The organism is Streptomyces aureus (assembly GCF_001418135.1).
In the GTDB taxonomy this organism is placed as follows: Bacteria; Actinomycetota; Actinomycetes; order Streptomycetales; family Streptomycetaceae; genus Streptomyces; species Streptomyces aureus_A.
Window position 1 is genome coordinate 1 of the sequence record NZ_LIPQ01000269.1, and the last position, 14,084, is coordinate 14,084.

Annotated in this window: 14 protein-coding genes; 8 read left to right on the forward strand and 6 right to left on the reverse strand. The window is 74.3% G+C overall.

Annotation, left to right across the window (positions count from 1 at the left end):
• The first annotated feature begins 102 nt into the window (after nt 1-102).
• Nucleotides 103-528, forward strand: coding sequence for a nuclear transport factor 2 family protein (locus tag AOK00_RS22340; protein WP_055602079.1), 426 nt, complete (start codon nt 103-105; stop codon nt 526-528).
• A 235-nt stretch (nt 529-763) separates the two neighbouring features.
• Complete coding sequence (locus AOK00_RS22345) at nt 764-1,255, forward strand: STAS domain-containing protein (RefSeq protein WP_079042134.1); 492 nt, start codon at nt 764-766, stop codon at nt 1,253-1,255.
• A 334-nt stretch (nt 1,256-1,589) separates the two neighbouring features.
• Here AOK00_RS22345 and AOK00_RS22350 read toward each other — a convergent pair whose 3' ends face one another.
• The 3 genes from AOK00_RS22350 to AOK00_RS22360 form a co-directional block, all read right to left on the reverse strand.
• Nucleotides 1,590-2,669, reverse strand: a complete 1,080-nt coding sequence (locus AOK00_RS22350) for a sensor histidine kinase (protein WP_055602080.1) — start codon at nt 2,667-2,669, stop codon at nt 1,590-1,592.
• Nucleotides 2,662-3,357, reverse strand: a complete 696-nt coding sequence (locus AOK00_RS22355; protein WP_055602081.1) for a response regulator transcription factor — start codon at nt 3,355-3,357, stop codon at nt 2,662-2,664. Before AOK00_RS22355 ends, AOK00_RS22350 begins: the two co-directional genes overlap by 8 nt.
• A gap of 68 nt (nt 3,358-3,425) precedes the next feature.
• A complete protein-coding gene (locus AOK00_RS22360; protein WP_055602082.1) occupies nt 3,426-4,130 on the reverse strand; it encodes a VanZ family protein in 705 nt (234 codons plus the stop codon).
• Nucleotides 4,131-4,300: 170 nt separating this feature from the next.
• Between AOK00_RS22360 and AOK00_RS22365 the strand changes: the two genes are divergently transcribed.
• A complete protein-coding gene (locus tag AOK00_RS22365; RefSeq protein WP_055602083.1) occupies nt 4,301-4,915 on the forward strand; it encodes an isochorismatase family protein in 615 nt (204 codons plus the stop codon).
• A 51-nt stretch (nt 4,916-4,966) separates the two neighbouring features.
• Here the strand turns inward: AOK00_RS22365 and AOK00_RS40530 are convergent, their stop codons facing one another.
• Nucleotides 4,967-6,055 (reverse strand): NADPH-dependent F420 reductase, encoded by a 1,089-nt coding sequence (locus AOK00_RS40530; RefSeq protein WP_254047458.1) that lies wholly within the window; start codon nt 6,053-6,055, stop codon nt 4,967-4,969.
• Here AOK00_RS40530 and AOK00_RS22375 point away from each other — a divergent pair.
• From AOK00_RS22375 to AOK00_RS22395, 5 genes are all read left to right on the forward strand, one after another.
• Nucleotides 6,002-6,343, forward strand: coding sequence for an ArsR/SmtB family transcription factor (locus AOK00_RS22375; RefSeq protein WP_055602085.1), 342 nt, complete (start codon nt 6,002-6,004; stop codon nt 6,341-6,343). The two genes, AOK00_RS40530 and AOK00_RS22375, sit on opposite strands and share 54 nt — an antisense overlap.
• A gap of 28 nt (nt 6,344-6,371) precedes the next feature.
• A complete protein-coding gene (locus tag AOK00_RS22380; protein ID WP_055602086.1) occupies nt 6,372-6,758 on the forward strand; it encodes a hypothetical protein in 387 nt (128 codons plus the stop codon).
• A 193-nt stretch (nt 6,759-6,951) separates the two neighbouring features.
• Nucleotides 6,952-7,299: an ArsR/SmtB family transcription factor gene (locus AOK00_RS22385; protein WP_055602087.1), complete on the forward strand. Its 348-nt coding sequence runs from the start codon at nt 6,952-6,954 to the stop codon at nt 7,297-7,299.
• 156 nt (nt 7,300-7,455) lie between these two features.
• The gene (locus AOK00_RS22390; RefSeq protein WP_055602089.1) at nt 7,456-7,839 is read left to right on the forward strand and encodes a VOC family protein; all 384 of its coding nucleotides are present in this window, start codon (nt 7,456-7,458) and stop codon (nt 7,837-7,839) included.
• 97 nt (nt 7,840-7,936) lie between these two features.
• Complete coding sequence (locus tag AOK00_RS22395) at nt 7,937-11,191, forward strand: AAA family ATPase (protein WP_055602088.1); 3,255 nt, start codon at nt 7,937-7,939, stop codon at nt 11,189-11,191.
• Here the strand turns inward: AOK00_RS22395 and AOK00_RS22400 are convergent.
• Complete coding sequence (locus tag AOK00_RS22400; protein WP_055602090.1) at nt 11,173-13,035, reverse strand: serine/threonine-protein kinase; 1,863 nt, start codon at nt 13,033-13,035, stop codon at nt 11,173-11,175. The two genes, AOK00_RS22395 and AOK00_RS22400, sit on opposite strands and share 19 nt — an antisense overlap.
• Before the next feature lie 29 nt (nt 13,036-13,064).
• Nucleotides 13,065-14,084, reverse strand: a 1,020-nt coding sequence (locus AOK00_RS22405) for a tetratricopeptide repeat protein (RefSeq protein ID WP_159041825.1), incomplete at its 5' end; no start/stop codon positions are given.

A 14,084-nucleotide genomic window follows, 5' to 3' on the forward strand; every position in this document is an offset into this window, starting at 1 on the left:
GGGGGCGGGAGCGGGGGTGGCGCCGGCCGCCCCCTGGACGTCTCCGGGGCGATGCGGTTAGCTGCATGTGCACCTAGTCAACAAGTTGCATATGGAGCTGCCATGCATCCGTTCCGCACCGCCGTCGAGAACCGGGACCACGCCGCCATCGAGGCCCTGCTCGCCGACGACGTGGTCTTCACCAGCCCGGTGGCCTTCCGCCCGTACCCCGGCAAGGCCATCACCGCCGCGATCCTGCGCGGAGTGATGCGCGTCTTCACCGACTTCACGTACGTCCGCGAGATCGGGAGCGACGACGGCCGGGACCATGCCCTCGTCTTCACCGCGAAGGTCGGCGACATGGAGATCAACGGCTGCGACTTCCTCCACTTCGACGAGGAGGGAAGGATCGACGACTTCATGGTCATGGTCCGGCCGCTATCCGCCGCGCAGGCGCTCTCCGCCGCCATGGGCGCCCAGTTCGACCGCATCAAGGAGGAGGCCCTCGCCGCGTCCGCCGCGGGTACGGCCCCCGAGGGCGAGCGGTGAGCGGCGCGGGCGCACGCGTGCGTCGCGTATCCCCTGACCGACGTGGAGCGGGACGGGTGAGGGGGAGTGCGGACCGGAAGGTGTGGCCGTACGTACGCACATCGGTCGTCCGTACGAGGGGGAGTGGCTCGAACATTCACCGATTCAGGTGACAGCGGCCGAGGCGAAACGTCCCTCCCGAAAGGGGGGCGTCCACGCTCGAAGCGACACATGGAGCCACCCTGTGGAGCGCCCGATGCAGCTGATCCCCCGTCATGACCCCTTTATGGTCGTCCGCTCGACCGGCGGCGAAACCGTCGCCGCCCTCCGGGGTGAACTCGACCTCGTCCTCGTACGGCACCTGCGGCCCGAGCTCGACGCCCTCGTGCGGGAGTCCGCCGCCCTGACCGTCGACATCCGGCGCCTCACCTTCTGCGATGCCACCGGGCTCGGCCTGCTCGCCCACTGCGCCGGTCGCACCCGGCGGCGCGGGGCGCGCTGGCGGCTCGTCTGCGACCAGCCGTGGATCCTCCGGCTCATTCGCCTGACGGAACTCGACGACGTCCTGGGGCCGGAATGCGGGTCGGAGGGGGATTCGGCGGAGGAGTCCCAGGGCGGGGCGGCGGGTGTGTTCCCGGACGGACGGGACGTGGGGCCGTCGGGCGGGCTGCCGGACATGACGGCCCCTCGCTGGGATCCGGCGGGCCCCCTGCTGTCCGAACCCGTGGTGACAAGACCCGTCCCGTAACGTCTTCTCCGTCACCTCGCTCAACCGGAACCGCTCGGCCGGCACGGCGTTGCCGGGGCCGCGCGCGAGGGACACGTTCTGGTCGAGGTCGCAGGAGTGGTGGAGCAGCGCAGGCAGGGGGCGGGGCCCGGCCCGCGCGATACCGTCGGACGCACTCGTCACCGGGCTCTTCGCGACGGGAGTCTCGGGCCCCTGGCTGCTCTCCCGAGCCGACGACCGCAGCGCCACCCCCACCGACACCACGCCTGCCGCTTCGCCCGCCGCCACACCCGACACCGTGTGCCGCAGCGCCCGACGCCCGGCCCGTTCCCCGGCCCTCGCCGACGGACGGCGCCTAGCGGGCGCCGGGAAGCCGGACCGTGACGAGGAGGCCGCCGGTGGGGCGGGAAGCGAGGGTGAGTGAGCCGTCGTGGGCGCGGACGACACTGTGCACGATGGCCAGGCCGAGGCCGACGCCGGCGTGTTCGTCGGTGCGCACGCGTTCCGCTCCCCGCTGGAACGGTTCGGTGAGGGTCGGTACCAGCTCCGGCGGGAGATGAGGGCCCGTGTTCTCGACCCGCAGCACGCTCGTGGCGCCGTCCGTCCCGGTGCGGACCGCCACGGTGCCGCCGGTGGGGACGTTGTGGACGACGGCGTTCTGGACGAGGTTCGTGACCATCCGCAGCAGGAGCTCCGCGGAGCCGCTGGTCCGGGCCGCGCCGCCGGTGACGTCGAGCGTGATCCGGCGCTGTTCGGCGAGGGGGAGCAGCGTTTCGGCGGCCTCCTCGGCGAGGAGGGAGAGGTCGACGCTCTCGCGGGTGAAGTTCCCGGTGTCGCCGCGGCTGAGCAGCAGGAGGGCCTCGGTGAGGTCGATCGCCCGCGTGTTGACGGCCTGCAGACGTTCGACGAGCTCCTCCCGGTCGCGGGTGGGGTCCTTGCGGGCGACGTCGAGGAGTGCCCGCGAGATCGCCAGTGGGGTGCGCAGTTCGTGGGAGGCGTTCGCGGCGAACCGGCGCTGTTCGTCGACGTGCGACTCCAGCCTCCGGAGCATCGAGTCGAACGCGTCGGAGAGTTCACGGAACTCGTCCTGGCGGCCCTTCATCCGGATCCGGTGGGACAGCGACCCGTCCCCGGCCCTCCGTGCCGCGTCCCTGATCTGGTGGAGCGGTGCGAGCATCCGGCCGGCGAGGAGCCACCCCCCGACGAGGCCGAACACGAGGAGGAAGGCCATCGCCACGGCCGCCGCGGGGAGGAAGGTGCGGATCAGGAGGTAGCGGTTGGGCGAGACCCCGAGCAGGCCCTGCGGGTTGTCCGGCACGTAGCGCAGCAGGTATCCCCACACCACGGCCAGCAGCAGGGCGCCGGCGACGGCGAGGAATCCGGCGTAGCTCAGGGTGAGTTTCATTCGGGCGCTGAGCCCACGGCGTCTATCCATGCGCCGTGCCGGGGCGGGTGGCGTCGGGTCCGGTCGCGATGCGGTAGCCGACACCCGGCACGGTGGCGATGACCCATGGTTCGCCGAGCCGTTTGCGCAGGGCGGAGACGGTGATGCGTACGGCGTTGGTGAGGGGGTCGACGTTCTCGTCCCAGGCCCGTTCGAGCAGCTCCTCGGCACTGACGACCCCGCCCTCGGCGGCGACGAGGACTTCGAGGACGGCGAACTGTTTGCGGGTGAGCGCGACGTAACGTCCGTCCCGGAAGACCTCCCGGCGGAACGGGTCGACCCGCAGGCCCGCGAGCTCGCGGACCGGAGGACGGGCGTACGCGCGTCTGCGGTCGAGCGCCCTCAGCCGTAGGACGAGTTCCCGCAGCTCGAACGGCTTGGTGAGGTAGTCGTCGGCGCCGAGTTCGAACCCGGAGGCCTTGTCGTCGATCCGGTCGGCGGCGGTGAGCATGAGGATCGGGATGCCGCTCCCGGAGGCGACGATGCGCCGGGCGACCTCGTCGCCGGAGGGGCCGGGGATGTCGCGGTCGAGGACCGCGAGGTCGTAGGAGTGGACACTGAGCAGTTCCAGGGCGGAGTCGCCGTCGCCGGCGATGTCGGCGGCGATCGCCTCGAGCCGCAGCCCGTCACGGACGGCTTCGGCCAGGTAGGGCTCGTCCTCCACGATCAGTACGCGCATGAGTGAAGCCTAAGCAGCGGAACACGGCGCCGACGTGTGCGAGGCCGGGAGCGCACCGGACGCACGGCTCAGGCCGCCGACGCCATGACGGGGCGGTGCCGGTCCGACGGCGCGTCCGCCCTCGTGCGCCACCAGTGCCGCGAGGCCAGTGCGGCCAGTGCGGCGCCGGTGGTGTTGACCAGGACGTCGTCCACGGAGGACACCCGGTCGAGCTGGAAGACGTACTGGGCGGTCTCGACCAGGATCGAACAGCCGGCGCCCAGCGCCAGGATCCGGGGCACGGACGCCAGTGCCGCGAACCGCATCGGGGCGAAGAAGCCCAGCGACGCGAAGACCAGGAGGTTGCCGACGATCCCGAGCGTCCCCATCGTGACCAGGTCCCTCAGCGGTACCAGGCTCACCCGGGCGGGGGCGATGCCCGGCGCGGCGCCCGGCATCATGGTCAGCCACAGGAACGGCACCGTCCCGTGGACCATGCCCACCTCGGCCAGCGACAGCCGCCACGCCGACGCGACCCCCGCGGCCCGCCGCCGGAGCGCCAGGGCCCCCGCCACGAGCAGGGACAGCGGCAGCGCGACCAGTGTCATGAGCACCACACCGTTGAACGTGTCGAAGCAGCCGTGCCACCGCCCGGCCAGGCACCGCGGAGCGGACATCATGAGCGGCCCCCGCACCACGTACAGCGCGCCCGCCGCACCCAGGACCGCCAGCCCGGTGAGCACGATCCTTCGCGTGCGGCGGGGCGGTGTCGGCAGGGGTGCGCTGTGTGTCATGCCGCCCATTGAAGAGGGAAGGCGGTTGCGGGGGCGTATGCGATTTTCGATACACCCGCGATACACCCGCGACACAAGGACCGCGCCGACACGAAACGGGGATCGCGAGGGGCGACGACGTGGTCCGAAATCCCCTGGCAGCAGACTTGGTTGGGCGGGATCATGGCCGGATGAGCCAGCACGCCGAGACCACCCCGGCCGCCGCGAACGCCCTGAGCCCCCCGCCCGTGGACGCGCTGATCGTCGTGGACGTGCAGTCCGCCTTCGTCACCGGTGACGGGGCCGTGCCCGCGGCCGCCAGGCTCGTCGACCGTACGACGGATCTCCTCGCGCGGGCCCGGCGGGACGGCGCGCTCGTCGTGCACCTCCAGAACGACGGACCGCCCGGAGCGGAGGACGAACCCCACACGCCGGGCTGGGAGCTCCACCACCCCGTCGAGCCCGGGCCGCGGGAGCTCGTCATCCGCAAGCCGCACGACGACGGCTTCGCCGAGACCCGGCTCGGCGGCGTGCTCACCGACGCGGGCGTGCGCGCCGTCGCGGTGTGCGGCGTGATGTCCGAGATGTGTGTGCAGGCGACGGCTCGTACGGCCCTGGCGCGCGGATACCGCGTCGTCGTGCCGCACGACGCCCACGCCACCCAGGACGTTCCGGCGGCGCCCGGAATCAGCGAGGTCGTCCCGGCCGCGACGGTGTCCCGCGTCGCGGCGTACGCCCTGGGGAGCGACGCGGAGGTCACCGTACGAGCCTCCGAGGTCACGTTCACGTCCCCTGCCGCCGGCTGAGGCCCGGGGTCCCGGTCCGCTCACGGTCACGGACCGGGACCAGGGTGCGCGTCAGCCCCTGAAGCCCTCGGGGCGCCCGGGAGAGGCCTCGCCCAGGGCCTTGGTCACGGCGTCCACTCCCTCCCGCAGACCGTAGACAGGGGTGTCCGGCTGCTGCCGCCAGGAGTCGTCGATCCCGCCCGCGTCCACGGAGTCGAAGCCCAGCTCGTCTATCAGGAGCCGCACCTTCTCCTTCGCAGCCGCGTCGTCACCCGCCACGGGCAGGGCGAGGCGATCCGGGTCGCCCGCCGGGCGCGGCCGCTCCAGGAGGTCCTGTGCGTAGGTGCCGTTGAAGGCCTTGACCACCGGGTGGCCGATCCGGAGTTCGGTCCAGCGGCTCTCCGTCAGGCCCTCGTCCTCGATCGCGGCGATCCGGCCGTCGCGCTCACGGGGGTAGTAGTTGCCGGTGTCGATGACGGCGACACCCTCCGCCGCGCCGTCGAGGAACCCGGCCGGCAGGTCGGGGACGTTCTTCAGCGGGACCGTCACGACGACGATCTCGGCGCCCCGCGCGGCCTCCGAGGCGGTGACGGCGGTGGCGCCGGTCTCCTCGACGAGCGCGGTGAGGGTCTCCGGGCCGCGGGAGTTGGCCACGGACACGTCGTGGCCGAGGGCGGTGAGGCGGCGGGTCAGATTGCCGCCGATGTTGCCGGCGCCGATGATGCCGATCTTCATGGTGCTTCCTTCTGTCCGTTCCGGCTGGCTCTTCGAGATGTCTGGTCCAGCCGCCCGAACCCGCCGTCTGTTCCCGATGTCCGGAACCCGCCTCGAAGCCGTCCTCGCAACCGCCCCTCGAAGCCGCCCTCGCAACCGGCCTCGAACCGGCTCGAAACGGGCCTCGAAACGGGCCTCGAACCCGGCCTGGAACCGGGCCTCGAACCCGGCCTCCGTGGCGCGGGGCGAGAAGGGCGCGGTGAGCCGTCTCAGAACGTGAAAGGCAAATTGCAAATTTCTGCAATTCGATACATCCTGATCGGGCCGTGCCCGTCGGTAGCCGTCGGGCCGCGGCGACGCGCCCCGCGCACCCGCGCCCCCGGAGGTCAGACCGTGCCGGTCCCGCTGTACCAGGCCAAGGCCGAGTTCTTCCGCATGCTGGGCCACCCCGTACGCGTCAGGGTCCTGGAGCTCCTCCAGAGCGGGCCGATGCCCGTACGGGAACTGCTCGCGCGGATCGAGATCGAGCCGGCGGCGCTCTCGCAGCAGCTCGCCGTTCTCCGCCGCTCCGGGATCGTGACCGCCGCCCGCGAGGGATCCACCGTCGTGTACACGCTCGCCGGCGGAGACGTGACCCAGCTGATGCAGGCCGCCCGGCGGATCCTCACCGAGATCGCGTCCGGCCCTCAGTCCTCCCTCCCGCCCGCGCTTCCGCAGCCCGCGCTTCCGCAGTGACCGCCGTACGAGAAGGATGACGACGCACATGACCATCGAATGGCGTTACACCGTCCAGCAGGACCTGGGCGTACTGTCCCTCGCCGGGTTCCTCGGAGCCGACGCCGTGGGGCGGTTCACCGGGGCCGTGGGGTGGGCGGTGGCGCGGGGCACGGGGCCGGTCGTCCTCGACCTGACCCGGCTGCGGGGCTGGTCGGTCGGCGGGCAGCTCGCCGTCGCGGAGGCGGCGCTCCGGCTGCGGGCCGCGGGCCGCCCCCTCGAACTGGCCGCGATCCCCGCCGACGGCTCCCTCGTCCCGGCGGGCGAAGGCCCCCCGGTCCCGGTCCACCGCGACCTGGCCGCGGCGCTCGCCGCGCACCGCGACGCGGGCGCGGAACAGCGGGCCTGGCGCAGCGACGCCTGGCCGGCCACCTGATCGCTCGGCGGCGCATCACCGCTCACGGACCGCCCACGTACGGTCCGTGTACCGCCCAAGTGCCGTACCGTCCTGGCAGGTTCCGGCCATGATCCGCCGCGGACCCGTCCCCGGTGCGTTTCCGTCCCGGCAGGCGCGAGGATGGGGGCATGCTGCAGAGTGCCGGGTCGATGCGACGCGCGGGGTGGGTGCGATGAGTACGCCGCTCTACCAATTGAAGGCCGAGTTCTTCAAGACACTGGGACACCCCGTCCGCATCCGCGTCCTGGAGCTGCTGAGCCAGCGCGAGCACGGGGTCGCCGAGATGCTCCGCGACACCGGCGTCGAACCGGCTTACCTCTCGCAGCAGTTGGCGGTCCTGCGCCGGGCGAGCATGGTCGTCGCCCGGCGCGAAGGCACGGCCGTGTACTACGCGCTGACGAGTCCTCAGGTGGCCGAACTGCTGGTGATCGCCCGCACCGTCCTCTCCGGCGTCCTCGCGGGACAGGCGGAACTGCTGGCCGACCTCCGGGCCGCGGCACCCCGCGAGAAGACCCCCTGAGGAGTGCCCCGCCGTGCCGAGGCCTCCCCCTCCTGGTGGGCGGTGCGGACGCGCCGCCGCGGTTCCGCCCGCGCGGAGGCGTCGACCTCGGCGAGGTGCAGCCGGAACACGTCGGTCGGATTGATGGCGGACCGCTTCTCGGGCAGGCTGAGCAGCATGTATTCGGTGGTGCAGAACGTAGCGGTCGACTGTTCGGATGCCTATGGGCTGGCGCGGTTCTGGAGCGAGGTGACCGGCTGCCCGCTGGATCCGGAGAGCGGACCGGGAGACCCGGAGACCCAGGTCGTGCTCAAGGACGGCCCGGTCCTCTACTTCAACCAGGTGCCGGAACCGAAGACCCTCAAGAACCGCCTCCACCTGTGCCTGCGTCCGACGACCTCGCGCGAGGAGGAGGTCGAGCGCCTCCTGGCCCTCGGAGCCACCCTGGCAGCCGACCACCGGAACCCCGACGGCACGGGCTGGGCGGTCCTCACCGACCCCGAGGGCAACGAGTTCTGCGTCCTCCGCGGCGACTCCGATCGCGCGAGGACGCCTTCCTGAGACGCGGAATGCCCTGGCCACCGGCTGGCGCCGTTGTCGGTGGCGTGCCGTACAACTGGGAGCAGGGAAAAGAACGACCGCACGAGGGGGACCGCACGTGGACACATTCGCCGATCCGGGGAGTGCCGGGCGCGCGCCCTTCGTCGGGCGGGCCCGCGAACTCGACCGGCTCGACGTGCCGCTGCGTCACCGTGCCGCAGGCACGGGCCCGGTGGTCGTGGAGGTCGTGGGCGAGCCGGGCATCGGCAAGTCCCGGCTCCTCGACGAGTTCGCGGTACGGGCGAGGCGGCACGGTGCGACGGTCCTCCGCGGCCGCGCGGGACCCGCGCTCCCTGCCGGTTCCTCCGTCCCGGCCGCCTCCGTGCTCCCTGCCGGTTCCACCGTCCCGGCCGCTTCCGTCCCTCCTGTCGGCTCCACCCTCCCGGACGGGCCGGAACCGGGCCGGGCCTTCCAGGCCTTCGCGGACGCCTTCGCGGACCTGGACCAGCACGACCGCGCGCTCTCCCCGGCCCTGTCAGCCCTCGCGGAACTCGTCGAGTCGCCACCGGCGGCGCCCCGCGCGGACAACGGGGCGGGTTCTTCGGCCGAGACGGGATCCGCGGTCGGACCGACGACACCGAGCCCCGCGGCCGGCCCGGGCACGTCGGCGCGTACGGCCCCGGCGGACGGCGCCGTCAGTGCCCCGGACGGCCCGCGTGCCTCCGGCGGAGCGCTCGGTGCGGAGGCCGTGCCGTCCGACGGCGGTGACGCCGGCCGGGTGCGGCGCATCGCGGCGGCGCTCGGGCGGGTTCCGTCGGGCGGTCCCGTCCTCGTCCTCGCACTCGACGACTTCCACGCTGCCGACCCCGCCTCCGTCGCGCTCGTCGACCATCTCCTTCGGCATCCGCTCCGGGCGCCCGTCCTGCTCGTCATCGCCCGCCGCGAGCGTCAGACCACGCCCGCGCTCGCCTCCGTACTCGCCCGTGCCGCCGACTCGGGAGACCTCGCCCGGCTCGCCCTCGGCCCCCTGGCGCCGGACGACTGCGCCCAGGGTCTCGTCCCCGGGCTGCCGATCGGCCTCGCCCGTGAGATCCACGCCGCCAGCCTCGGCAACCCGCTCTACCACCGCGCCCTCGCCCACGTCCGTACCCACGAGGGAGGGGCGCCCGGGAGCGGGCCCGTCGCGGTGGTTCTCGGTGAACTCGCCCCGCTCGACGGGGCGCAGCGGGCGGTCGTCGAGGCGCTCGCCGTGCTCGACGGTCGCGCCACGCCCGAACTGCTCGCCGCGGCCGCGTCCCCGCACCCGGTCTCTCCGCACCCGGTCTCTCCGCTTCCGGTCGCCCCGCACCCGGCCGCCCCGCCCCCGGCGGACCTGCCGCACCCGTCGCACCCGTCCGGCCCGCCGGCCGCCGTGCCCCTGGACGACGTCCTCGGAGAGCTGACCCGCCGCGACCTCGTCCGGCCCGGCCAGGACGGGCGGATGCTCGTGCTGCGCCACCCCGCCCTGCCCGAGCTCGTCCGGGGCACGCTCGACCCATGGCGCCGCCGTGAGCTGCACCGGCGGGCGGCCGACGCGCTCGCCGCCGCCGGGGCGCCCGTGACCGAGCGGGCTCCGCACCTGGTCCGCGCCGTGACGGCCTGGGACCCGGACGTCGCCGCCGAGCTGGTCGAGGCCGCCGAGCGGATCGGCGCGGCCGACCCCGCGCGCGCCGCCCACTGGCTCGGGGCCGTCCTCGCGCTGCTCCCCGACACCGCCGAGCAGCGCGCCACCTGGCGCGACCTGACGCTCCGACGGGCCGGAGCCCTCGGAGCCGCCGGCCGGGTGGCGGAGAGCCGGGACCTCCTCCACCACCTCATCGACACCTGCCGCGCGCCGGACACGGCCGAGCTGCGGACCTCCGCCGTCCTGCTCTGCGCCTTCATGGAGCGCCACCTCGGCCGCTACCCGGAGGCGGACGCACTGCTCCGCCGCGAGCTGGAGCGCACCCCGGGCCCCCGCCCCGATCTGCGGACCTGGCTCGTCGTCGAGTGGGGCTGCCGGGCCCTCTTCGCCGCCCGGTACCCCGAGGTCAGGTCCGTCGTCGCCCGAACGCTCGAAGAGGCCGGACGGCGGCACGACGAGGCGGGCACCGCGGAGGTGCTCACCCTCTCCGCGCTCGGTGAGGTGTACGAGGGCGAGACCGCCGCCGCCCGCGTCCACGCGACGGAGGCCGCAGCTCTCACCGACACCTTCACCGACGGCGAACTGGCCGCCCACCCCGAGTCGTTGGTACGGCTCGGCTGGACCGAGGTCTTCCTCGAGGAGTACGGGAGGGCCGAGCGCCATGCCACCCGCGGCATCGGGATGGCCCGGCGCGCCGGACGGCCCTTCGCGCTCTCGCAGTTGCTGCTCTGCTCGGCGTACGTCCACCTCCTCACCGGCAGGGTCGGCGCCGCGCTCGACCTGGCCGAGGAGTCGCTCGCCGTCGCCCGCACCCTGGGCGGTGCCGAACTCGTCGGCTTCAGCGGGGCGATCCGGGCCGTCGTCCTCCTCCACGCCCGGCCCCTGGGCGACCCCGAGCCGGTGGCCGCCGCCGAGGAGGCCGCGGCCACGGTGGGGACCGCAGAGGGCTGGTGGGCCACCCAGACCCGCTCCCTGCTCGGCTTCGCCGTGCCGCTCCACAGGGACCCGCACCGGGTGCGCGACGTGCTCGTGCGCGCGGGTGGGGACCGGAACCTCTCCCGGCTCCAGTCCTCGCTGCGCCCCGGATACCTCGAACTGCTCGCGGGCGCGGCCCTCGCCACCGGAGACCCGGGCGAGGCCGAGCGGGTCGCCCGCAGGGCCCTCGCGGAGGCGGAGCCGCTCGGGCTGCCCGTCCAGCGCGCCGCCGCACTGCGCGCCTGGGGGCAGGTCCTGGCCCGGCGCGGCGAACCGGTTTCCGCCGCACGGGCGTTCACCGACGCGGCACGTGAGAGCGCACGCTCGGGGGCCGTCCTGCGGGAAGCCCACAGTCTGCTCCTCGCCGCGCCGCAGACGCATGCGGCGGGCGACGGGACGCGGGCCGCCGCCCAGTGGCGCAGAGGCAGACGACTGGCCGTCGAGGGAGGCGCCCGCATGCTGGTCGATCTCGCCGACCGCACCCGCCCGGCCCCTCCGGCGGGCGCGGCCGGGGGCAGGCTCGCCGTCCTCACCCCGAGGGAACGGGAGATCTCGGTCCTGGTCGCCGAAGGACTCACCAACCAGGCCGTGGCCGACCGGCTCTGTCTCAGCCCGCGCACGGTCGAGAGCCATGTCGCCCGGGTCTACCGCAAGACGGGAGTGGAGACCCGGGCGGCGCTCGCCTCCCTCGTGGTCAGGGACGGCGTCGGCGAGGGTCAGTTCTCGCGGGGATAGGTCGCCGTCACCCGGCCCTTCGCGTCCGCCTGCAGATACGCGGAGCCGTAGGAGTCGGACAGGTAGACGCTCATGCCGGCCGCGGTCCCGAAGGTCGACGAGGGCGGGGTGATGACCAGGTAGCGGCTGGTCGGCTCGTCGACCCCCAGTTCCTCGTCCGCGCGCTTCATCAGCGCCGGCAGGACGTCCCAGTCGAAGTCGTCGAGGTCGGTCGGGACCGAGCCGGGAAAGGCCGTACCGGATCCCTGGCGGACGGCGGCGTCCTCGCCCCGGTACATGTACCGGTCGTACCGCTTCGTACTGCCCTTGACGAGTGACTCGGCGATCGCGTAGTCCGGGTACACGACGAAGCTGGTCACCATGGTCCCGCCCGCGGCCTCCTTGATCGCGGCGATGGCGGACCGGACCCCGGCGGGCGTCAGCAGACTGCCCTTCACCGGGGCGACGTCCTTCGACGACTCCTGCGACGGTGTCGACGTCGGCGTCGGCTTGCCCGACGCGTCGGGCCGCTGGGCGGCCGGGCCCTGCTGGGAAGGGGACGCGCTGCTCGGGCCGCTTCCCGGGTCGTCCGGCCGCCAGTCCCACGTCATGGCGCCGACGGGAATGCCCACGGCGAGCACCACGACGGCGGCGGAACCCAGGAACCGGGCGGTACGACTCCGCCGCCGGCCGGGGGCACGGGCCGTGGAGGCGGAGGAGGGAGCGGTCGCGGGGGAGCCCCCGAAGGGAGCGAAGACGGCGGCCGCGGGAGGAGCGACCGACGGGGGAGTGTCCGTGGGCGAGCCGCCCTGCGACGCTGTCGCAGCGAACACCGGACCCGCCCCTGAGGTCGCCGGACCCGCGCCCGAGGTCGCCGGACCCGCGCCCGAGGTCGCCGGAGGCGCCGGGTGGCCCGCCGGAGGCGCCAGGTGGAACGACGTCACCCCGCCCTCGCCGGTGCCCGGCGCACCCGGCCGGCCGAAGGTCTCCGCGCCCGCCCCGCTCGCCGGAACCGGCGCCGGACCCCGTACCGCGTCGGCGTCCTGACGCGGAGCCGGACGTGCGGCCGGGTCCGGTGACATGACGGCGGCGAGCGCTCGGTCGAGTTCCTCCGCGTCCGGACGGGCGGACGGCTCCCTCACCAGCAGCCCGGCCAGGAGGCCGGTGAGTTCGCCGGCGCGCCGCGGGGGCGGTACGTCGTCGGAGAGGACGGCCGCCAGCGTCGCGAGCGTGTTCTCCCGGCGCAACGGGTGATGGCCCTCGACCGCCACGTACAGCACCATGCCGAGCGACCACAGGTCGGCGGCCGGGCCGCTGCCGCCACCGCCGCGGATCCGCTCGGGCGCCATGTAGTCGGGCGAGCCGATGATCGAGCCAGAGGCCGTCAGGACGGTGGACTCGCGGATCGCGGCGATGCCGAAGTCGGTGAGCACCGGCCGCCCGTCGGGACGCAGCAGGACGTTGGCGGGCTTGACGTCGCGGTGCTCGATGTCCCGCTCGTGCGCGGCCCGCAGGGCCGAGAGCAGCTCGCGGCCGAGCGTCGCGGCCTCGACCGGGGTCATCGAGCCCCGGTCGAGACGGTCCTGGAGGGATCCGCCGGTGACCAGCTCCATCACGAGCCACGGGTAGGTGCCCTCGCCGGCGTCGACGATGTGATGGATGGTCACCACGTTGGGGTGGTCGATCCGGGCGAGGGCGCGTGCCTCGCGCAGGACGCGCTCGCGCAGGGTCCGGGCTCCCTCGACGTCGTGCTCGGCGTGCGCGGGGTCCGGCGGGCGTACCTCCTTGACCGCCACGTCACGGTGGAGAACCAGGTCGCGGGCACGCCAGACCGTTCCCATCCCGCCGCCGCCCAGCCGCTCCATCAGCTCGAAGCGGCCGTCGATCACTCTGTTCACTCGCACCCCTGTACTCGGGTCCCCGGGGCGGTGGCGCCCTGCGGCCCTGCCCCGCCCACTTCGCCGTACACGTCGACCTGGTAGTGCGCCGGCGGCCCGAACGGCTCCGGGAGTTCACGCAAGCCCGGCCACGGCCCCTGCGCGCCCCCGGCCGGGGCACCGACTTCCGCCTCGGCCTCGGTCTCGGCCTGCGCGTCGGCGTCGACCGTACCGCTCGTGCCGTGAACCTCCGGCACCGGGCGGTGGGTCCGCGCAGCCACCGGGTGACGGGTCTCCTCCGGCGGCACGGCGCCGCCCCAGGCCTCCCGCCCGGACGCGCGACGCGCCTTCCCGGACGAACCGGCCAGGCCGAGCGCGTGCGCCGTCCGCCGGCTCAGGGCCGCGCCATGACGTGGCTCGCCCCACGACCCGGCCTCCGCCGCAGCGAGCGCGTACTCCCGCGCCGCCCGGCCGGGTTCGCCCAGGTGCAGCAGACACTCGGCGAGCCAGGCCCGGACCCGTACGCGCGCCGTCGTGTCACCGTCCTCCGCGAACCCGGGCAGCGCCCGTTCGAGGAGGACGAGGGCCTTGCCGTAGCGTCCGCGCTCCGCGTGCGCGACCCCGAGCAGGAGCCGTGCGAGGGCACCCACACGGACGTCCTGCGCCGGCCCGTCGGTGTGACGGACGGCCTCGGCGAGCAGCGACAGCCGCTCGCCGTCCCCCTCCGCCGCCTCCTTCATGTCCCGGGGCGTACGCCCCCGCCCGCCGGACCCGGCGAGCGTCCGGGCCAGGGCCAGACAGAGACGGGCCCGGTCGGCGGCCCGCAACGGCGTGCCCGTCACCTCGGAGGCGAGGGCGGCCCGGAGAAGCGCGGCCGCCTCCTCGTGAGCGCCGGTGGACCGCAGTGCGGCGGCGAGCAGGAGTTGATGCTCGGTGGCAGGCCACAGCAGGCCCCCGGCCCGGTGGTCGTCGAGTGCCGTCCTCAGATGGGCCTGTGCGGCGGCCGGGTCGTCGGGCGCCGCACAGGCCCATCTGAG

Excerpts from the sequence above, each read along its gene's own strand:
- AOK00_RS22345 (WP_079042134.1), top strand. The coding sequence starts at position 764 with ATGCAGCTGATCCCCCGTCATGACCCCTTTATGGTCGTCCGCTCGACC.
- AOK00_RS22365 (WP_055602083.1), top strand. The coding sequence starts at position 4,301 with ATGAGCCAGCACGCCGAGACCACCCCGGCCGCCGCGAACGCCCTGAGC.
- AOK00_RS22380 (WP_055602086.1), top strand. The coding sequence starts at position 6,372 with ATGACCATCGAATGGCGTTACACCGTCCAGCAGGACCTGGGCGTACTG.
- AOK00_RS22340 (WP_055602079.1), top strand. The coding sequence starts at position 103 with ATGCATCCGTTCCGCACCGCCGTCGAGAACCGGGACCACGCCGCCATC.
- AOK00_RS22355 (WP_055602081.1), bottom strand. The coding sequence starts at position 3,357 with ATGCGCGTACTGATCGTGGAGGACGAGCCCTACCTGGCCGAAGCCGTC.
- AOK00_RS22350 (WP_055602080.1), bottom strand. The coding sequence starts at position 2,669 with ATGGATAGACGCCGTGGGCTCAGCGCCCGAATGAAACTCACCCTGAGC.
- AOK00_RS22360 (WP_055602082.1), bottom strand. The coding sequence starts at position 4,130 with ATGACACACAGCGCACCCCTGCCGACACCGCCCCGCCGCACGCGAAGG.
- AOK00_RS22400 (WP_055602090.1), bottom strand. The coding sequence starts at position 13,035 with ATGGAGCGGCTGGGCGGCGGCGGGATGGGAACGGTCTGGCGTGCCCGC.
- AOK00_RS22390 (WP_055602089.1), top strand. The coding sequence starts at position 7,456 with ATGTATTCGGTGGTGCAGAACGTAGCGGTCGACTGTTCGGATGCCTAT.
- AOK00_RS22385 (WP_055602087.1), top strand. The coding sequence starts at position 6,952 with ATGAGTACGCCGCTCTACCAATTGAAGGCCGAGTTCTTCAAGACACTG.